The sequence below is a fragment of the Herbaspirillum sp. LeCh32-8 genome, assembly GCF_017814915.1.
Taxonomy (GTDB): domain Bacteria; phylum Pseudomonadota; class Gammaproteobacteria; order Burkholderiales; family Burkholderiaceae_D; genus Herbaspirillum.
The window spans coordinates 92,436-112,635 of the sequence record NZ_JAGIPZ010000005.1; the positions used below are offsets into that span (position 1 = coordinate 92,436).

The following is a 20,200-nucleotide window of genomic DNA, read 5'->3' on the forward strand; positions in this document are numbered from 1 at the left end:
GATCGTCTGGGTGCTTTCGGTTTATTGGACGACAGCCGATTCGCGCAAGGTCGCGAGCTGCATGATCTTTTCCTGGGTGGCCTCAGCGGCGGAGAGCTCGCCCGTGATGCGCCCTTCGCACATCACCAGGACGCGGTGGCTCATGCGCAGCACTTCAGGCAGCTCGGAGGAAATCATCACGATCGCCTTGCCCTGCGCGGCCAGGGCGTCGAGCAGCTTGTAGATCTCGCTCTTGGCGCCGACGTCGATGCCGCGCGTGGGTTCGTCGAAGAACAGGATGTCGCAGTCGCGCAGCAGCCACTTGGCGATCACGATCTTCTGCTGGTTGCCGCCCGACAGCAGGCGCGCCTGCTGCTCCACCGACGGCGTCTTGATCGCCAGCTGGCGCACGTAGGCCTGCGCGGTTTCGCGGATGGCGCGTTCGTTCATGAAGCCGGCTTTGGTGAAGCGCCCCATGCTGGACATGGCGATATTGGCCTGCACGTCCATGCCGGTGGCCAGGCCGAAGTGCTTGCGGTCCTCCGATAGATAGCCGATGCCGTGCGCCACCGCGTCGGCCGGCGTCCTGATGACGGCGCGCCCGCCGTGGATGAATATCTCGCCCGCCTCCAGCGGATCGGCGCCGAAGATGGCGCGCGCCACCTCGGTGCGCCCGGCGCCCATCAGGCCGGCGAAACCCAGGATCTCGCCGCGTCGCAGCTGGAAGCTGACGTTGCGGATCGCCCGCCCGCGCGACAGGCCTTTGACCTCCAGCATGACCTGGTTGGCGGAGGTGTCGGGCGGTTGGCGATGTTCGCCGTCCAGCTGGCGCCCCACCATCATGGAGATGATGGTGTCCATCGAGGTGCCCTCCATCGGCACGGTGGCGATGTAGCGGCCGTCGCGCATGATGGTGACGCGGTCGGCGATCTGGCGCAGCTCGTCCATCTTGTGCGAGATGTAGACGATGCCCACGCCCTGCGCCTGCAGGTCGCGGATGATGCGAAACAGCTCGGCGATCTCGGCGTTGTTCAGCGCTGCGGTCGGCTCGTCCATGATCAGCACGCGCGAATCGAACGAGAGCGCCTTGGCGATCTCCACCATCTGCTGGCGCGCCACGGTCAGCTGCCCGACCGGCGTACGCGGATCGAGGTCCAGACGCATGCGTTCGAAGATGACTGCGGCCTGGCGGTTCAACTGTTCTTCATCCAGGAACAGGCCGAAGCCCTTCTTCGGCTCGCGGCCGATGAAGATATTCTGCGCGGCCGACAGGTGGTTCATCAGGTTCAGTTCCTGATGGATGATGCCGATGCCCAGCGCCTGCGCGGTGCGCGGCTGGTCGATCTCGACCGGCTTGCCGTCGAGCAGGATCTCGCCCTCGTCCTTCTGGTACACGCCGGACAGGATCTTCATCAGCGTCGACTTGCCGGCGCCGTTCTCGCCCATCAGCGCGTGCACTTCGCCGGCCGCCAGGTCGAACTGACAGTTGTCCAGCGCCAGCACGCCGGGGAAGCGCTTGCTGACGTTGCGCAGGGCGATCAGCGGCGGCTGGTTGTTGCGGTTTGTCTCTTGGTCTTGTTGCATGCTCACCTCGGATGCATTGCGGCTCTTCTGGGTAGCCGTCGGTTTTCGTTTTTCACGCTTGCCTCGAACCACCAAGGATTCGAATTTCCACCTCCCTGTCGTCCTGACGAAGGTCAGGACCCGGCGTCGTTCAGCGGCCGTCGATGCGCCACGAACAACATCCGATCCTCGCCTGCGCCGGGATGACAGGACGTTTTATCAAGCCTGCGACGAAAGGTCGAAGATCTTGTCCATCGCAATCCACTTCTGCCCGGCCGGCGTCCACGGGGTCGGCGCCTGGAAGCGCCACATCAGCTCTTCCCATTCTCGCACCTTGGGGTCGTTCGCCATGGCGGCGGCCATCGCGGCGGCGTCGTAGCGCGCGTCGTCGGTCTCCATCACCATCGTCATGCGCGTGCCAAGTCGGTAAATCTCCATACCGGTCACGCCGTGGCGCTTCAGGTGTTCTGCAATCTCGGGCCAGATGCGGCGGTGGTGCTGTTCGTACTGCGCGATCAGCGCCGCGTCGTCCTTCAGGTCCAGTGCCAGAAGATGTCGCATCGCCGTCCTCTCAGCTCAGCGCGCGATCGAGATGGGTGTAGCCGCCGTCGACGAAGATCCACTGCCCGGTGGTGTGCGAAGAGCGTCCCGAGAGCAGGAACACCGCCATATCGGCCATCTCTTCCGAGGTGGTGAAGCGCTTGCCGAGCGGGATCTTGCTGGTGATGGCGTCGAGCTTCTCCTGCGGATTGTCGAAGGTGGCGATCCATTTTTCATACAGCGGCGTCATCACCTCGGCCGGGATCAGCGCGTTCACGCGTACGCCGTCGTTCAACAACGCCGCCGCCCATTCGCGCGTGAGCGACAGTTGCGCGCCCTTGGCGGCGGTATAGCCGCTGGTGTTGCCCTGGCCGGTGACGGCGGTCTTGGAGGAAACATTGACGATGGCGCCGCGCGTGGCCTTGAGATGCGGCACGCAGTAGTGCGCCATGGTGTAGTAATGGATCAGGTTGCGTTCCAGCGAGGCGACAAAAGCATCGCGCCCGGCGTCCAGGCCGATGCTGTCGTTGACGCCGGCGTTGTTGACCAGGCCGTCCAGGCGGCCGAAACGCTGCACCGTCTCGGCCACGGCGTCGCGGCACCTGGCGTCGTCCTGCAGCTCCAGCTGAAATAATGCGGCGCGCGGCTGCAGCGCCAGCAGGCGCGTCCAGAATTGCGCATCGGGCTCGCTGCGCGCGAATACCACCGGGATCGCGCCCTCGGCCGCCAGTTGCAGCGTGATGGCGCCGCCGATGCCGGAGGCGCCGCCGGTGACGATCACCACTTTGTCTTGCAGGTTCAGATCCACTTCTGTCTCCGTTGTCTTTGTACGTTCTTGTGTGTCTTTGTACGTTCAGCCTGCCGGTGGATGTGCTGCGTGGCGTTCTATCCGCGGAAGCGGTACTGCTCCAGCGACTCCGGCTTCATTTCGATCGAGAAGCCCGGCATGCTGGGCGGCATGTAGGCCGCGTTCTTCACCACGCAGGGGTCGACGAAGTGCTCGTGCAGGTGGTCGACGTATTCGGTGACGCGCCCTTCCTTGCTGCCGGAGATACACACGTAGTCGATCATCGACAGGTGCTGCACGTACTCGCACAAGCCGACGCCGCCGGCGTGCGGACAGACCACCAGCTTGTATTTGGCGGCCATCAGCATCACCGCCAGGATTTCGTTGACGCCGCCCAGGCGGCAGGAGTCGATCTGCACCACGTCGATGGCCTCGCGCATGATGAATTGCTTGAACAGCACGCGGTTCTGGCACATCTCGCCGGTGGCGACCTTGACCGCGCCGATGCCCGCGCGGATCTTGCGATGGCCTTCCACGTCGTCCGGGCTGGTCGGCTCTTCGATGAACCACGGCTTGGCAAAGGCCAGCTCCTTGACCCAGCTGATCGCCTGGTCGACTTCCCACACCTGGTTGGCATCGATCATCAACTGGCGATCCGGCCCCAGCACTTCGCGCGCGATGGTGACGCGGCGCTTGTCGTCGGCCAGATCGCGCCCGACCTTGAGCTTGACGTGGTTGAAGCCTTGGTCGATGGCTTCCTGGCACAGGCGGCGCAGCTTGGCGTCGTCGTAGCCCAGCCAGCCGGCCGAGGTGGTGTAGCAGGGATAGCCTTCCTGCTGCAAGGTGCGCATGCGCTCGGCCTTGCCGGCCTCCTTCTCGCGCAGCAGCGCCAGCGCCTCCTCGGGCGTGATGCAATCGGTGATGTAGCGGAAGTCGATGGTGCGCACCAGTTCTTCGGGCGACATGTCGGCCACCAGTTTCCACAGCGGCTTGCCTTCGGCCTTGGCCCAGAGGTCCCAGGCGGCGTTGACCACGGCGCCGGTGGCCAGGTGGATCGCACCCTTGTCCGGGCCGATCCAGCGCAGCTGGCTGTCGGAGGTGACGTGGCGCCAGAAGCGGCCCATGTCGGCGGCGATCCACTCCAGCTCCAGCCCGACTACCAGATGCTCCATAGCGCGGATGGCGGCGCAGCAGATCTCGTTGCCGCGGCCGATGGTGAAGGTCAGGCCGTGGCCCTTGAGCTTGTCGTTGTCGGTATCGAGGATGACGTAGGCGGCGGAATAATCCGGATCCGGGTTCATCGCGTCCGAACCGTCCAGCGATTGCGAGGTGGGAAAGCGCACGTCGAGGACGCGCATGGCAGTGATCTTGGTCATCGTTCAGTCGTTGCAGGTTACTGGCGGCGGCTGGTCATGCATGTCCGGGCTCGGCATGGATCATGCGCTTTGGCGGCGCCTTGTCGGCAGCCTGGAACCTGCCGCGGGCAGCCTGTTCCCTGTTTTATATATGGATGTCGCTCTACTGGATGCTGCGGATGCGGTGCGGTTACCGTGCTCCGTTGTCTCCTTCCGCAACTTTCAATCAATCACAAATAAAATTTATTTTTATATGTGAGATTCGTAGAATACCTGCGATTCTGCTCTGGCAGCCGAGGCAAAGCGATGATGTTTCCATCACGATCGATACCAATATTGAGATGTCAAATTGGCATTTAAATTGAATCAATAAAAAATACTTTTACAAATAAAATTTAATGACTTATAAAATCTTCTAGAATTTGCCCGCATAACGACACGCATCCGCCCCATGTCGATGCCGCCAAACCTGCCGACGCGATCAACAAAACAGGCCATCATGCCCAGAACCAGAAAAATCACCGCGCCCGAATCGGCCGCTCTCCAGACCGCGACCGATGCCGACGACGACGGCGCCGGCAGCAGCAAGAATCGCTACGCCGCCCCCGCGCTGGACAAGGGCCTGGATATCCTGGAACTGCTGTCGCGCTCCGAGCAGATGCTGACGCTGAACCAGATCTCGCGGCAGCTGGGTCGCAGCGTCAATGAAATCTTCCGCATGGTGGTGACGCTGGAACAGCGCGGCTACCTGATCGCCGACAACGACCACTACCGGCTCTCGCTCAAACTCTTCGAGCTGGCCCATTACCACCAGCCGATCCGCTCGCTGGTCAGCACCGCCCTGCCGCACATGCGCGAGCTGGCCAACCGCGCTGTACAGTCCTCGCACCTGACTGTCTACGAAGCCGGCCGCGTGATCGTGGTGGCCCAGGTCGACAGCCCGGAGCGCTGGGCCTTCGGCCTCAAGGTCGGGGCGCTGGTCAGCTTGACCGACACCGCGTCGGGCCATGTGCTGCTGGCGTTTCGCGACGAAGCCGAACGCGCCCGCATGCTGGCCGATCACGTGCGCATGGACGGCGAGCAGGAAATCGAAACCGCGCAGCTGGTGCGCCAGATCGACGACACCAGAAAGCGCGGCCACTCGCGCATGGACAGCCGCCAGATCCGCGGCGTGGTCAATCTTTCCTACCCCGTCATGGGCGCCAACAACCGCATGCTGGCGGCGCTGAACGTGCCCTACATCGAACGCATCGACAAGAAGGTCAACCCCAGCCTGGATGAAGTGCAGGGCATCGTGCAGGAAATCTCGGCGCGCCTGTCGCGCCTGATGGGCGACTCCAGCTTCGGCGCCTGAGCCCGATACCCTGCCCGGCCGTCAGCCGCCGAAGCGCGCCTCGGCCAGACCGCGCACGCCCTCCAGCCGCACCGAGAACAGCGCGCCGGCCAGCGCATCCTGCGCGCGCTGTTCGGAGGACATGCCTTCGTGCGCGGAGGTGACGTACAAGGTGGAAAAATCCTCGCCCCCGAAGGCGACGCAGCTCGGCTGCGAAGTCGGCATCTCGACCACACGGTCGATGCTGCCGTCGGGCGCGAAGCGCACCACGCGCGCGCCGCCCCATTGCGCATTCCAGACATGGCCGTCGGCGTCCACCGTGGATCCGTCCGGGCTGCCCGGCTGCTGCGCCAGATCGGCGAACACGCGCGGGTTGGACACCGCGCCGCTCAGCACGTCGTAGTCGGCGCACATGATGCGCTTGTCCAGCGTATCGCAGTGGTACATCAGGCTGCCGTCCGGGCTGAAGCAGATGCTGTTGGAGATGGCGATGCCGGGCAGCGCCAGGCGCTCCACGCTCAGGTCAGTATTGAGCCGGTAGAAGCTGGCGATGGGCTCGCGCGCGGCGTCTTCATTCAGGGTGCCGAACACGAACCGGCCCTGGCGGTCGCAACGACCGTCGTTCAGGCGCGTGCCGGGCAAGTCGGCTTCGATGTCGCAGATCGGCGCAATGGCGCCGGTGGCCAGGTTGAAGAAGGCCAGGCGCGACTCCAGGCCGAGCAGCAGCTGCTCGTCGTCGCCGGTGAAGGCATAGCAGCACAGCCGCTCGGGCATACCCCAGCTGCGCGTGGCGCCGCTTTGCGGATGATGGCTCCACAGTCGCGAGGCATGGATATCGGTCCAGAACACCGACTGGGTGCGCTCGCACCACAACACGCCCTCGCCCAATTCGTGACGGCCGTCCACGACCAGTTGCGCTTTCATCAATGAATCCCTGTCATACGTAATTAGCGGTTACGTTAAGAATACCCGCACGCACCGCGCAAGAAAATGGAAGAACAGAACAAGGCGGCAAAAAAAGAAAAAAGGGCAAGCTTGCGCCTGCCCTCAAACTACATCAAGACCACCTCAGGAAGGATTTCACATCATTAGAACGAGTGGGCAACGCCCCAGTACGCGCCGGTCTGGTTCAGGCCCGAAGCGCCGGCGGTATTGCCACCGTTTTCCAACTGGTGCGATGCACCGGTGCCGTTACGCACGGTACCGACATCGAAGTACAGCAGGGTGCGCTTGGACAGGAAGTAGTTCACGCCGGCCATGTACAGGTTGGCATTGCCGCCGCCGCCGGTGGTGCTGCCGGTGTTGGCAACGCTGCCGTTGTTGGCGTTGACGTGGAACACGGCGCCGACCAGTTGGAACTGCGGAGTGACGTCATAGTTGGCGCCGACCCAGTAGTGGTTGGCGCGGGTCGGATCACCGGCCTTGGCGTCAGGCGCGCGCAGGTTTTCGTAACCGACGAACAGTTTCAGCTTCTCGAACTTGTAGGTACCGCCGACGATCAGCTCCTTGGAGTGACCCCAGATGTCGCTGTAGTTGCCGTTGGCATCGCGCACCACGTCATAGATCAGGCGCAGTTCCAGGCCGTTCTTTTGGTAGGCCATCGAGATGCCGTCCTTGCGGCCGTCGCTGGAGCCGGCGTTGGGCACGCCGCCGCTGAACGAACCCGGCTTCTCGCCCAGGCTGGTCTGCAGGCCGACGGTGAAGCCGCCCATGTCAGGGCTGGCGTACTCGATCACGTTGCTGGCGCCCGGCCAGTTGCGGCCGTTGACCAGGCTGGCGGTGCCGATGGCTTGCTGGCCGGTCGGATCCAGATACCAGATGTCGTTGTTGATGAACAGGTTCTTACCGAACTTGATGGAACCGGCGCTGGCCGAACCCAGACCAACGTAGGAACGACGATTGAACAGCGCGGAGCTGTTGCTGGTGTCGGAACCGTTGAAGCTGCCCTTGGTTGCGTTGAAACCGGATTCCAGCAGGAAGAAGGCGTTGGTACCGCCGCCCAGGTCTTCCGTACCCTTGAAGCCGATCATGCTGGTGCCCCATTGGTTGCTCGCGGCACTCCACTTGGTGCCTTGGCCGTTGGTGCCGGCGTGAGTCAGAACGTCCATACCAGCCACCACGCGACCATAAATGGTCACGCTGCTTTGTGCGTGTGCTTGCGCGGAAAATGCACCCAGCAGCGCGAGCGCGCACAGGGTCTTTGCTCCAGTAAAGGATGGCTTCACTTGCTTCATGAATAGTCTCCGTGGATATTGCCGTTTAAATTTTTTTGGTCGGTGGGCTCGGTCGTGCAGCTTGCACTTCTGACCATCCGGAACCTGACGCGGCCCTGACGGTCTCCCAACTTTTTTGTTCTGGTGCTGCCCGACCTTCTCTTCTCTCATCCCGGATCGCTTGATTGGAATTTATGCGAGCCCGGAATGTGGCTAGATACTAAGTATTCAGAACATGTCTTTCCAATGAATTCTTTAGCAAATCCGATATGCGATTTGATATCATCATTCGCAGCAAAAAATTCCAACTAAAAAATTTAGAACAGTTCCTCGGAGACTTATGAAAAACAGTGACCCCAACTGGTTTCTCCGGGCGCGATTGAAAACACGCCAACTCCTGCTGTTAATCGCCCTCGACGACACTCGCAACATCCATCGCGCCTCCAGCGAGCTCAACATGACCCAGCCGGCTGCCTCCAAGCAGCTCAAGGACCTGGAAGACATGCTGGGCGTCTCGCTGTTCGAGCGCCTGCCGCGCGGCATGCGGCCCACCATCTACGGCGAGGCGATGATCCGCCACGCGCGCATGGCGCTGACCAGCCTGTCCAAGGCGCATGAAGATATCGTGGCGCTGAAGTCAGGCCTGTCAGGTCAGGTGGATGTGGGCGTGATTCTCTCGCCGGGCATGGCGCTGCTGCCGCCGGCGATCGCGCGGGTCAAGGAGAACGCGCCGATGCTGCGCATCGGCGTGGAAGTGGAGAGCAGCAACATCCTGCTGTCGCGGCTGCTGCACGGGGAACTGGACTTCATCATCGGCCGCATCCTCGACGAGGAAGCCAAGAGCGGGCTGCACTATGAAGAACTGGCCGACGAGCCGGTGTGCGCTGTGGCCCGCGTGGGCCACCCGCTGCAGGCGCGCACCGACCTGAAGCTGTCGGACCTCACCAGCGAGCCTTGGATCATGGCGCCCAAGGGCAGCATCCTGCGTGCGCGCTGCGACCAGATGTTCCGCGAGGAAGGCCTGACGCCGCCCTCCAACGTGGTCGACACCACCGCCATCCTGTTCATCACCAGCCTGTTGCAGCAGACCGATTTCCTGTACGCGATGCCGACCGAAGTGGCGCGCTACTACACCCAGGCGCGCCTGATGGACATCCTGCCCATCGACCTGCCCTGCCGCATGGCCGGCTTCGGCATCATCACGCGCCAGGACAACCTGCTATCGCCCGGCGCCTCCATGCTGCTGCAGGCGATCCGCGAAGTCGCGAAGATGATCTACTGATCGCTCCCGCAGCAGTCCTGCTGCGCGGTCGCAACGGCATCGACGCAACATTATGCTGCCGCTGGACAGCCTCGCGACGCCGAGTTTTATTAAGAAATGTAAGGAAGCGTAATCTTGCCCGGCATGTCGCCGGCAGCAGCGCTCCGGACGCGCAAGTCTCCCCCCGAAAAAAATATTTTCCCGTCGCAGAAAATAAAAAAGAGTCGCCGATTGGCGACTCTTTTTGCTTGGCGCAGGCGCCGGGATATCGGTTTCGATATCCACGATGCCCCCCCTGCGCGTCACACCCAGCCGGCGTCGACGATGAACTCTTGCGCGGTGCACATCGCGCTGTCGTCGGCGGCCAGGAACAGCGTCATGCGCGCCAGGTGCCAGGGCAGCAGATCGCCCTGCAGGCATTGGTTGCGGGCGATCGCCTTCTTGCCTTCCTCATCCAGCCACAGCTTGATCTGGCGCTCGGTCATCACCCAGCCCGGGGTCACGGTGTTGACGCGGATCTTGTGTGCGCCGAGGTCGCGCGCCAGGCCGCGGGTCAGCCCCAGGGTCGATGCCTTGGCCGTGGTGTAGACCGGGAAGCCGCCGCTGGACTGGTGCCAGCTGATCGAGCTGAAGTTGATGATGGAACCGCCGCCGCGGCGCTTCATGCCCTCTACCACCGACTGCACCGCAAAGAAGGACGGACGCTGGTTGATTGCGATGCGCTCGTTCCAGTAATCCAGCGTGACGTCTTCCAGCTTGTGGCGCTCGTCGTTGGCGGCGTTGTTGACCAGCACGTCGAAGTCGCCAAGCTCGCCCTGCAGATCGGCGATGATCTGCTGGAAAGAGGGAATGTCGCGCAGGTCGCAATGACGGAACAGCGGCTTGGGATAGCCGGCCTCGGCCAGTTCGCGGCACAGCGCTTCGCTCGGTTCTTTGGCGATGTCGACGAAGGCGACCTGTGCGCCTTGCTGGGCGAAGCCCTCGACGATGGCCGCGCCGATGCCGGTGCCACCGCCGGTGATGAAGACGCGTTTGCCCTTCAGGCTGGGGAAAGTGGCCAGCTGGACATTCTGCGGATTACTGCTCATGTGTTCTCCTTGGTCGCGGGCTTCACGCGAAGCCCGCGCATGTTGATCTTGTCGTTGGTGCTTGCTTCAATGCGAGTGTTTGGGCACGGCGGCGCCGCGGCAACCGACCAGGAAGTCGAAGTCGCAGCCTTGGTCCGCTTGCAGCACGCGGTCCACGTACAGCGACTGATAGCCGCCGACCATGGCCGGCTGTTGCGCGGCCAGCTTCTTTGCACGCTCATCCAGGCGACGCGCCAGTTCCTCGTCGCTGATGTCGAGCTGCAGCTTGCCGGCGTAGGCATCGAGTTCGATGAAGTCGCCGTCCTGCACGATGCCCAGCGGTCCGCCGGCGGCCGCTTCCGGCGCCACATGCAGGATCACCGTGCCGTAGGCGGTGCCGCTCATGCGCGCGTCCGAGATGCGCACCATGTCCTTCACGCCGGTGGCCAGCACCTTGGGCGGCAGGCCCATGTTGCCCACTTCGGCCATGCCGGGGTAACCCTTGGGGCCGCAGTTCTTCATCACCAGCACGCAGCTTGCATCCACATCCAGCTCGGGATCGTTGATGCGTTCCTTGTAGTGCGTGAAGTCCTCGAACACCACGGCGCGGCCGCGGTGCTTCATCAGCTCGGGCGACGCGGCCGACGGCTTCAGCACGGCGCCGCGCGGCGCCAGGTTGCCGCGCAGGATGCACATGCCGCCGTCGTCGATCAGCGGGTTCTTCAGCGGGCGCACCACTTCATCGTTATAGATCGGCGCATCCTTGACGTTCTCCCACATGGTCTTGCCGTTGGCGGTCAGCGCGTCCGGGTGCGGCAGCAGGTCGGCCTCGCCCAGGCGGCGCATCACCGCCGGCAGGCCGCCGGCGTAGTAGAACTCTTCCATCAGGTAGCGGCCCGAGGGCTGCAGGTCGACGATGGTCGGCGTGCCGCGGCCGACGCGGGTCCAGTCTTCCAGTTCCAGGTCGACACCGATGCGGCCGGCGATCGCCTTCAGGTGGATCACCGCGTTGGTGGAGCCGCCGATGGCGGCATTGGTGCGGATCGCGTTCTCGAAGGCCTTGCGGGTCAGGATCTTGGACAGCTTCAGGTCTTCCCACACCATGTCGACGATGCGCATGCCGGACATGTGCGCGAGCACATAGCGGCGCGCATCAACCGCCGGGATCGCGGCGTTGTGCGGCAGCGATACGCCCAGCGATTCGGCCATGCAGGCCATGGTCGACGCGGTGCCCATGGTGTTGCAGGTGCCGGCCGAGCGCGACATGCCGGCCTCGGCCGCCATGAAATCGTGAATGCTGATCTCGCCCGCCTTGACCTGCTCGGAGAGCTGCCACACCACGGTGCCCGAACCGATGTCGCGGCCCTGGTGCTTGCCGTTCAACATCGGGCCGCCGGTCACCACGATGGCCGGCACGTCGACGCTGGCCGCGCCCATCAGGAGCGCCGGCGTGGTCTTGTCGCAGCCGGTCAGCAGCACCACGCCGTCGATCGGGTTGCCGCGGATCGATTCCTCGACGTCCATGCTGGCCAGGTTGCGCGTGAGCATGGCGGTAGGGCGCAGGTTGGATTCGCCGTTGGAGAACACCGGGAACTCCACCGGGAAGCCGCCGGCCTCGATGATGCCGCGTCGCACGTGTTCGGCGATCTTGCGGAAGTGGGCGTTGCAAGGCGTCAGTTCGGACCAGGTGTTGCAGATGCCGATCACCGGCTTGCCCTGGAACTCGTGGTCGGGGATGCCTTGGTTCTTCATCCAGCTGCGGTACATGAAGCCGTTCTTGTCGGCGGTGCCGAACCAGCCGGCCGAGCGCAGCTGGCGGCTCTTGTCTTTCTTGTCACTGCTCATTCTGGGGTCCTGTATTTGCTTGGGTCTTGAATGCGAAAAGCGGGCATCGCTGCCCGCTTCGTTCTGCTTGTTACTTGTTCTTGTTGTAGACGTCGAAGCACACTGCCATCAACAGCACGAAGCCCTTGATCATCTGCTGGTAGTCGATGCCGATGCCCATGATGGACATGCCGTTGTTCATCACGCCCATCACGAAGGCGCCGATGACCGCGCCCATCACCTTGCCCACGCCGCCGGAGGCCGAGGCGCCGCCGATGAAGCAGGCCGCGATCACGTCCAGCTCGAAGCCGAGGCCGGCCTTGGGGGTGGCGGTGTTCAGGCGGGCCGCAAAGATCAGGCCGGCCAGCGCCGACAGCACGCCCATGTTGACGAAGGTGAAGAAGGACACGCGCTCGGTCTTGATGCCCGACAGCTTGGCCGCCTTCTCGTTGCCGCCCACGGCGTAGACGCGACGGCCCAGCGTGGTGCGGTTGGTGATGAAGGTGTACAGCACCATCAGCGCGAACATGATGATCAGCACGTTGGGCATGCCGCGATAGGTCGCCATCAGGTAGCTGAAGGCGATGATGGCGGCGGCGAACAGGCCGTTCTTCAACAGGAAGAACAGTTGCGGTTCATCTTCCATGCCGTGCTTGGTCTGCTTGCGGCGCGCATGGATCTTGACCAGGATCAGCACCACCGACGCCACCACGCCGACGATCAGCGAGGTCGTGCGGAACTGTGTGTTGCCGGTCAGCTCAGGGATGAAGCCCGAGGACAGCATCTGGAAGGCCGGCGGGAACGGGCCCAGGGACTGGCCCTGCAGCAGCGCCAACGCCATCCCCTTGAACACCAGCATGCCGGCCAGGGTGACGATGAAGGACGGGATCTTGAAGTACGCGATCCAGTAGCCCTGCGCCGCACCGATGATGGCGCCGGCGATGATGCAGACCACCGAGGCGGTCACGAAGTCCCAGCCGTAGTCCACCATCAGCACTGCCGCCAGCGCGCCGATCAGGCCCACCACCGAACCGACCGAGAGGTCGATGTGGCCGGCCACGATCACCATCAGCATGCCCAGCGCCATGATCACGATGTAGCTGTTCTGCAGCACCAGGTTGGTCAGGTTCAGCGGACGCATCAGTGTGCCGTCGGTCATGATCTGGAAGAACGCCATGATCGCCACCAGCGACAGCAGCATGCCGTACTCGCGCATGTTGTTCTTCAGGAAGCTGCCGTAGTCCTTCTTCTCAGCGGGTCCGCCGCCGGCTGCCAGCGACTCTTTCTTGCTCATGTTCATGGTCTCCATGTTTTACTCCTCAGATTCTCTTGTTGCGCATGATGGCGCGCATGATGCTTTCCTGGCTGGCCTCTTCGCGCGGGAACTGGCCCACGAACTGGCCTTCGTTCATCACGTAGATGCGGTCGCACATGCCCAGCAGTTCCGGCATCTCCGACGAGATCATGATGATGCACTTGCCCTCGGCCGCCAGCTTGCTGATGATGTTGTAGATCTCGAACTTGGCGCCGACGTCGATGCCGCGCGTGGGCTCGTCCAGGATCAGCACTTCCGGCTGCGAGAACAGCCATTTGGAAAGCACCACCTTCTGCTGGTTGCCGCCGGACAGGTTGACCACCTTCTGCAGTACGCTGGAGCAGCGGATGCGCATCTGGCTCTTGAAGTCGGCCGCGACCTTGTACTCGCGCGCCTCGTCGATCACGGTACGCTCGGAGACGCCGCCGAGATTGGCCAGCGAAATGTTCTTCTTGATGTCTTCTTCCAGCACCAGGCCGTCGCCCTTGCGGTCTTCGGTGACATACGCGATGCCGTGGCCGATCGCCTTCTGGATGGTCGACAGGTCGACCTCCTTGCCGTGCAGGAAGGCCTGGCCGGTGATCTTTTTGCCGTAGGCGCGCCCGAAGATGCTCTTGGCCAGCTCGGTGCGACCGGCACCCATCAGGCCGGCAATGCCGACGATTTCGCCGGCGCGCACGCTCATGTTGACGTCCTTGATCGCCAGGCGATCGGCATGCAGCGGATGGTGCACGCGCCAGTCGCGCACCTCGAAGATCACGTCGCCGATCTGCGGGTCGCGCTGCGGATAGCGGTCGGCCATCTCGCGGCCCACCATGTGCTGGATGATGCGGTCTTCGCTGATCGGCTCGGCGCGGCAGTCGAAGGTGTCGACGGTGGTGCCGTCGCGCAGCACGGTGATCGAGTCGGCGACCTTGGAAATTTCGTTGAGCTTGTGCGAGATCAGGATGGAGGAGATGCCCTGGGTCTTCAGCTCCAGCAGCAGCTCCAGCAGTGCATCGCTGTCGCTCTCGTTCAGGCTGGCGGTGGGTTCGTCGAGGATCAGCAGCTTCACTTCCTTGGAGAGCGCCTTGGCGATCTCGATCAACTGCTGCTTGCCCACGCCCAGGTCGCCCACCAGCGTCAGCGGCGACTCCTTCAGGCCGACCTTGGCCAGCAGCTCCTTGGCGCGCGCATAGGAATGCTCCCAGTCGATGATGCCGCCGCGCGCCTGCTCGTTGCCCAGGAACAGGTTTTCCATCACCGACAGCAGCGGCACCAAGGCCAGCTCCTGGTGGATGATGATGATGCCCAGGTGTTCGCTGTCGCGGATGTCCTTGAAGGAGCGCACGTCGCCCTTGTAGACGATGTCGCCGGAATAGGAACCGTGGGGATAGACGCCGGAGAGAACCTTCATCAGCGTCGACTTGCCGGCGCCGTTCTCGCCGACGACGGCGTGGATTTCGCCTTCGCGCACCGCCAGGTTGACGTTGTTCAACGCCTTCACACCCGGGAAACTCTTCTCGATGCTGCGCATTTCCAGAATGTTGCTCATGATGCGGACCTCTTGTTTGCCGACCGTCCGTTCGTGGCGGGGCCGGGCTTTTTTGTCTCGTTTGCGTCGGCTTGCCGCCGGCGCAACTTCCTGAATGTAATAGTCCCGCACAGGAGCGGGACTATGCTTTTCTTATGAGTGGTCGTACCGCGAAAGATTCAGCGGGCGGCGCTTGTTGTTGCTTGTCATCGCGCCGCCCGTCTGTACTTACTTGACCTGTGCCTCGGTGTAGTAGCCGCTGTCGATCAGGATAGGCTTCCAGTTCGACTTGTCGACGACGACCGGCTTCAACAGGAAGGAAGGCACAACCTTCACGCCGTTGTTGTAGGTCTTGGTGTCGTTGATCTGCGGTTGCTTGCCGCCCAGCACGGCGTCAACCATGCCGACGGTGACCTTGGCCAGTTCGCGGGTGTCCTTGAAGATGGTCGAATACTGCTCGCCGCGGATGATGGACTTGACCGACGGCACTTCAGCATCCTGGCCGGACACGAACGGGAACGGCTGCGATGCCGAACCGTAACCCACGCCGCGCAGCGACGACAGGATGCCGATCGACAGGCCGTCATACGGCGACAGCACTGCGTTCACCTTGGCGTTGGTGTAGTAGGCCGACAGCAGGTTGTCCATACGGGCTTGTGCGGTAGCCGGATCCCAGCGCAGGGTCGCGACCTTGTCCATGCCCATCTGCTTGGAGCGCACCACCAGCTTGCCGCTGTCGATGTAGGGCTTCAGCACCGACATGGCGCCGTTGTAGAAGAAGAAGGCATTGTTGTCGTCCGAAGAGCCGCCGAACAGTTCGATGTTGAACGGACCCTTGCCATCCTTCAGGCCCAGCGCCTTTTCCAGCGATTGCGCCTGCAGCACGCCGACCTGGAAGTTATCGAAGGTCGCGTAGTAGTCGACGTTCTTGGAGCCGCGGATCAGGCGGTCATAGGCGATGACCTTGACGCCCTTGTCGGCGGCCTTTTGCAGCACGTCGGTCAGAGTGGTGCCGTCGATGGCGGCGATCACCAGCACCTTGGCGCCCTTGGTCAGCATGTTCTCGATCTGGGACAGCTGGTTGGGGATGTCGTCTTCAGCGTACTGCAGGTCGGTGTTGTAGCCCTTTTCCTTCAGGACCTTGACCATGTTGTTGCCGTCGGCGATCCAGCGTGCCGAGGACTTGGTGGGCATTGCCACGCCGACCAGCGACTTCGATTGTGCGCTCACTTGCGCGCTGACGGACATCAGTGTTACGCCCAAGCCGAGCGCCAGCCCGGTCAATACCGATTTGATCTTCATGCCGTATGTCTCCTGTTATTTATAGATGGCGTGTTGTTGTTCTCTACACAGCGCCGCGTTGATCTACTGTGGTTCGCAGAGGTACTGTTTTGCGGCCTCTACATTAATCACTTTACCAATACATTTCTAATGATTTTTTGAGCGTAATGGATATGTTTTTTAGTATGACTCCCTCTATGTAAAGTTATCTTAAATTATCTGAACAAATCCTCGCTATCCCAGCGCCGGCGCGGCTTTCGCCGCCTTGGCCGCCGACGCGGATTTGGCGCGCGCGGCGCCCAGCGAGATGACCCGCTGCGCCACGCAGAAAATGAACAGCAAGGCGCCGATGAAGATCTTGGTCCACCACGAACTGAGGGTGCCGTCGAAGGCGATCAGGGTCTGGATCACGCCCAGAATCAGCACCCCGGTCAGGGTGCCGGCGACGTAGCCATAGCCGCCGGTCAACAGCGTGCCGCCGATCACCACGGCGGCAATGGCGTCCAGTTCCGCTCCCTGCGCATGCAGGCCGTAGCCGGACAACATATAAAAGGAAAACAGTACGCCGCCCAGCGCCGCGCAAAATCCGCTGAAGGCATAGATCAGCACCTTGGTGCGCCCCACCGGCAAGCCCATCAGCATGGCCGACTGCTCGTTGCCGCCGATGGCATAGACCGCGCGGCCAAAGCGCGTGCAGTGCGCCAGCCAGATCGCCACGGCCAGCATCGCCACGGCGATCACCACGCTGGGCGAGACGAACAGTTCGCCGAACTCGATACGCGTCTGCGACATGGCGGTAAACAGCGGATCGTCGATGGTGATGGAGTTGATGCTGATCAGGTAGCACAGCCCGCGCGCCAGGAACATGCCGGCCAACGTGACGATGAAGGCCTGCAGCTTGAAGTAGTGGATCAGCGCGCCCATCGCCGCGCCGAAGGCCGCGCCCAGGCCCAGCACGATGGCGATCACCAGGATCGGGTTCCAGTGCCAGCTCTGCAGCATCCAGGCCGACAGCATGGTGGTCAGCGCCAGCACCGAGCCGACCGACAGGTCGATGCCGCCCGAGAGAATCACGAAGGTCATGCCGATGGCCACCACCAGCAGGAAGGAATTGTCGATCAGCAGGTTCAGCATCACCTGCGGCGAGAGGAAACCGTCGTAACCGGCCGCGCCCGCCAGCAGCATGATCACCAGCAACGCTACCGTCACCAGCGACGTGAACCAGGGCGCCGCCGAAGCGCGGCGCAGGAAGGGAATCGCACTCATGATTTCACCGATTTGAAGATGCGGCGGAATTCCGGCGACTGCGACAGGCAGACCAGGAACACCACGATGGACTTGACCACCATGTTCACCTCGGGCGGCACGCCCAGCGAATAGATGGTGTAGGTCAGGGTCTGGATGATGAGCGCGCCGATCACGCTGCCCACCAGGCTGAACTTGCCGCCGGCCAGCGAGGTGCCGCCCAGCGTCACTGCGAGGATGGCGTCGAGCTCCAGCAGCAGGCCGGCGTTGTTGGCGTCGGCGCTCTTGATGTTGGAGGCGATCATCAGCCCGGCCAGCCCGGCGCAGGCGCTGCAGAACATGTAGACGAAGAAGATCAGCGCCGCCGTGCGGATGCCGGCCAGCCTGGACGCCACCGGATTGATGCCGACCGACTGGATGAACAGGCCGAGCGCGGTCTTCTTCATCAGCAGCGCCAGCAGCAGGAACATCGCGCCGGCGATGTACAAGGAGAACGGCAACCCGAACAGGTAGCCGCCGCCCAGGAAGAAGAACGGCTTGTAATAGACCGTGACGATCTGGCCGTCGGTGAGCAGCTGCGCCAGGCCGCGCCCGGCCACCATCAGGATCAGCGTGGCGATGATGGGCTGCAGACCCAGCGCCGCCACCAGCAGCCCGTTCCATGCACCGCACAGCAGCGCCGCGCCCATGGCCGCGCACAGCGCCCACACCATCGGCACGTTGCTGACGTACTGCGGCGCACCGTCGATCACCACCATCTTGCCGCCGATCAGGATCGCCGCCACCGCGCCGGAAATCGCCACCACCGCGCCCACCGAGATGTCCACGCCGCGCGTGGCGATCACCAGCGTCATGCCCAGCGCCGCCAGCATCAGCGGCGCGGCGCGATTGACGATGTCGACCAGCGCGCCGTACAGGTGGCCGTCCTTGATCTCCAGTCGGAAGAAACCCGGCACCAGGAAGAAGTCGATCAGCAGCAGCACAGCCAGCGCGGCCAGCGGACGCGCCAGCGGGTGGCGCATCAGCCAGGCCAGCGCGGGTTGCGTATTGTCTTGCGTGGTATCAGGTATCAATTTGGATTCCATGGAGGCGCTCATGCGGCTTCTCCTGCGATCACCTGCAGCACCGACTGCTCGTCGAGTTCGCCGCGCTGGTATTGGCCGCAGGGGCGACGGTCGCGCAGCACCAGCATGCGGTCACTGCAGCGGATGACTTCCGGAATTTCGGAAGAGATGAAGAGGATGGCCATGCCCTTGCGGCACATGGCGATGACGAAATCCATGATCTCCTGCTTGGCGCGCACATCGATGCCGCGCGTCGGTTCGTCCAGGATCAGCATGCCCGGATCGGTCGCCAGCCAGCGCGCCAGCAGCGCCTTTTGCTGGTTGCCGCCGGAGAGCGAGCCGATCGGCGTCTCCAGGTCGGCGGTCTTGATGCCCAGCCATTTCACGTAGTCCGAAGCGATCTGGTTCTGGCGCTTCCTCGGCAACACGCGGAACAATCCCTGGCGCGCCTGCAGTGCGAGGATGATGTTCTCGCGCACCGACAGTTCGAGGATCGCGCCTTCCTTCTTGCGGTCTTCCGAGCAGAAACCGATGCCGGCTGCGATGGCGTCGCGCGGCACGTTTAGCTTCACGGTCTTGCCGCCCACGCTGAGCTCGCCGCTGTCGGCGCGATCCGCACCGAACAGCAGTCGCGCCATCTCGGTGCGGCCGGAGCCGAGCAGGCCGCACAGGCCGAACACCTCACCACGGCGCAGCTCCAGATCCTGCGGCGCCAGCATGCCGCGGCGACCGAAGCCGCGCGCCTGCAGGAACACTTCGCCGCGACCGGCTTCATCGGCCGACAACTCCTGCGCCAGCGCCTCGGCGCCGGCTTCGACCTTGCGCTGGTCGACTGCGGTGACACCCACCATCTTGTTGACCAGCTCCAGCCGCGACAACTCGGAGACCGCGTATTCACCTTCGCGCACGCCGTTGCGCAGCACCGTGATGCGGTCGGAAATCTCGTAGGTCTGGTCCAGGAAATGGGTAACGAAGAGGATCGCCATGCCCTGCTCGCGCAGTCGGCGCAGCACTTTGAAGAGCTGCTGCACTTCGGCCTCGTCGAGGCTGGAGGTGGGCTCATCGAGGATCAGCACCTTGGCCGACACCGACAGCGCGCGCGAGATCGCCACCATCTGCTGGATAGCCAGCGGATAGGACGATAGCTGCGCACTCACGTCGATGTCGATCTGCAGTTGCTGCAGCAAACGCTGCGACTCGGCATGCACCGTCTTCCAGTCGATGCGACCGAAGCGGCGCGGATAGCGGCCCACGAAAATGTTCTCCGCCACCGACAGGTTGGGGCAGAGATTGACTTCCTGGTAGACGGTACTGATGCCCAGCGCTTGCGCCTGCAGGGTGGACGAGGGGGCGATCTCGCGTCCGTCCAGCTCGATGCGCCCGCTGTCAGGCTCATACACGCCGGTGAGAACCTTGATTAAGGTGGATTTTCCTGCGCCGTTCTGCCCCATCAAGGTATGCACCTCCCCGGGGAACAAGCGCAAGCCGACGCCGGCCAGCGCTTTCACGCCGGCAAACGCCTTGTCGATACCGCTCAACTCCAACATGGGACGCGCCTGCGTCCCGACAGACATCGTCATTGCAACTCCTGCCAAGATACCAAGGCCCTGACGAAGATCAGGACCCGACGTCGTTCAGCGTTCCTTGAGGCGCGACAAACGACACTGGGTCCCCGCTTTCGCGGGGACGACGAGCAAGGGATCACCTCGAACAACCGAGGGTTCAAGCTCCCTCTTCCCTGTCGTCCTGACGGAGGTCAGGACCCAGCGTCGTTCAGCGTCCCTTGAGGCGCAATCAACGACACTGGATCCCCGCTGTCGCGGGGACGACACAGCGGTGACAGCCAAGACCGCCGACTGC

General features: G+C 63.0%; 17 protein-coding genes. 3 read left to right on the forward strand and 14 right to left on the reverse strand.

Features of this window, described 5'->3' with window-relative positions; all coding sequences use genetic code 11:
• Positions 1–21 precede the first annotated feature (21 nt).
• The 4 genes from J8I26_RS11255 to J8I26_RS11270 form a co-directional block, all read right to left on the reverse strand.
• Positions 22–1,563, reverse strand: coding sequence for a sugar ABC transporter ATP-binding protein (locus J8I26_RS11255; protein ID WP_209607172.1), 1,542 nt, complete (start codon positions 1,561–1,563; stop codon positions 22–24).
• Positions 1,564–1,761: 198 nt separating this feature from the next.
• Positions 1,762–2,103 (reverse strand): L-rhamnose mutarotase, encoded by a 342-nt coding sequence (locus J8I26_RS11260; RefSeq protein WP_209607174.1) that lies wholly within the window; start codon positions 2,101–2,103, stop codon positions 1,762–1,764.
• A gap of 10 nt (positions 2,104–2,113) precedes the next feature.
• Complete coding sequence (locus J8I26_RS11265) at positions 2,114–2,890, reverse strand: SDR family oxidoreductase (RefSeq protein ID WP_209607176.1); 777 nt, start codon at positions 2,888–2,890, stop codon at positions 2,114–2,116.
• 77 nt (positions 2,891–2,967) lie between these two features.
• The gene (locus J8I26_RS11270; RefSeq protein ID WP_209607177.1) at positions 2,968–4,245 is read right to left on the reverse strand and encodes an L-fuconate dehydratase; all 1,278 of its coding nucleotides are present in this window, start codon (positions 4,243–4,245) and stop codon (positions 2,968–2,970) included.
• On the opposite strand from J8I26_RS11270, the gene J8I26_RS11275 reads away from it, so the two are divergent.
• Positions 4,226–4,483, forward strand: a complete 258-nt coding sequence (locus J8I26_RS11275; protein ID WP_209607179.1) for a hypothetical protein — start codon at positions 4,226–4,228, stop codon at positions 4,481–4,483. The two genes, J8I26_RS11270 and J8I26_RS11275, sit on opposite strands and share 20 nt — an antisense overlap.
• A gap of 240 nt (positions 4,484–4,723) precedes the next feature.
• Positions 4,724–5,578 (forward strand): IclR family transcriptional regulator, encoded by an 855-nt coding sequence (locus tag J8I26_RS11280; RefSeq protein ID WP_209607181.1) that lies wholly within the window; start codon positions 4,724–4,726, stop codon positions 5,576–5,578.
• 21 nt (positions 5,579–5,599) lie between these two features.
• Here the strand turns inward: J8I26_RS11280 and J8I26_RS11285 are convergent, their stop codons facing one another.
• A complete protein-coding gene (locus J8I26_RS11285) occupies positions 5,600–6,481 on the reverse strand; it encodes an SMP-30/gluconolactonase/LRE family protein (RefSeq protein ID WP_209607183.1) in 882 nt (293 codons plus the stop codon).
• 164 nt (positions 6,482–6,645) lie between these two features.
• Positions 6,646–7,791 carry a porin gene (locus J8I26_RS11290; protein WP_209607185.1) on the reverse strand — a complete coding sequence of 382 codons (1,146 nt, stop codon included), beginning with the start codon at positions 7,789–7,791 and terminating at the stop codon, positions 6,646–6,648.
• 319 nt (positions 7,792–8,110) lie between these two features.
• Here J8I26_RS11290 and J8I26_RS11295 point away from each other — a divergent pair, with 319 nt between their 5' ends.
• Positions 8,111–9,052 carry a LysR family transcriptional regulator gene (locus tag J8I26_RS11295; protein ID WP_209607186.1) on the forward strand — a complete coding sequence of 314 codons (942 nt, stop codon included), beginning with the start codon at positions 8,111–8,113 and terminating at the stop codon, positions 9,050–9,052.
• A 281-nt stretch (positions 9,053–9,333) separates the two neighbouring features.
• Here J8I26_RS11295 and J8I26_RS11300 read toward each other — a convergent pair whose 3' ends face one another.
• From J8I26_RS11300 to J8I26_RS11335, 8 genes are all read right to left on the reverse strand, one after another.
• The gene (locus J8I26_RS11300; protein WP_209607188.1) at positions 9,334–10,119 is read right to left on the reverse strand and encodes an SDR family oxidoreductase; all 786 of its coding nucleotides are present in this window, start codon (positions 10,117–10,119) and stop codon (positions 9,334–9,336) included.
• 66 nt (positions 10,120–10,185) lie between these two features.
• Positions 10,186–11,943 carry an IlvD/Edd family dehydratase gene (locus J8I26_RS11305; protein WP_209607191.1) on the reverse strand — a complete coding sequence of 586 codons (1,758 nt, stop codon included), beginning with the start codon at positions 11,941–11,943 and terminating at the stop codon, positions 10,186–10,188.
• Positions 11,944–12,013: 70 nt separating this feature from the next.
• A complete protein-coding gene (gene mmsB / locus J8I26_RS11310; protein ID WP_209607193.1) occupies positions 12,014–13,231 on the reverse strand; it encodes a multiple monosaccharide ABC transporter permease in 1,218 nt (405 codons plus the stop codon).
• Positions 13,232–13,241: 10 nt separating this feature from the next.
• Positions 13,242–14,771, reverse strand: a complete 1,530-nt coding sequence (gene mmsA, locus J8I26_RS11315; RefSeq protein ID WP_245200268.1) for a multiple monosaccharide ABC transporter ATP-binding protein — start codon at positions 14,769–14,771, stop codon at positions 13,242–13,244.
• A gap of 207 nt (positions 14,772–14,978) precedes the next feature.
• A complete protein-coding gene (chvE, locus tag J8I26_RS11320; protein ID WP_209607195.1) occupies positions 14,979–16,052 on the reverse strand; it encodes a multiple monosaccharide ABC transporter substrate-binding protein in 1,074 nt (357 codons plus the stop codon).
• A 213-nt stretch (positions 16,053–16,265) separates the two neighbouring features.
• Positions 16,266–17,297, reverse strand: coding sequence for a galactofuranose ABC transporter, permease protein YjfF (gene yjfF, locus J8I26_RS11325; protein ID WP_209607197.1), 1,032 nt, complete (start codon positions 17,295–17,297; stop codon positions 16,266–16,268).
• The gene (locus J8I26_RS11330; RefSeq protein ID WP_209607199.1) at positions 17,294–18,373 is read right to left on the reverse strand and encodes an ABC transporter permease; all 1,080 of its coding nucleotides are present in this window, start codon (positions 18,371–18,373) and stop codon (positions 17,294–17,296) included. The genes yjfF and J8I26_RS11330 overlap by 4 nt, the downstream gene beginning before the upstream one ends.
• Entirely contained in the window at positions 18,370–19,920 is a 1,551-nt protein-coding gene (locus tag J8I26_RS11335; RefSeq protein WP_209607201.1) for a sugar ABC transporter ATP-binding protein, read from the reverse strand. The genes J8I26_RS11330 and J8I26_RS11335 overlap by 4 nt, the downstream gene beginning before the upstream one ends.
• Positions 19,921–20,200: the final 280 nt, after the last annotated feature.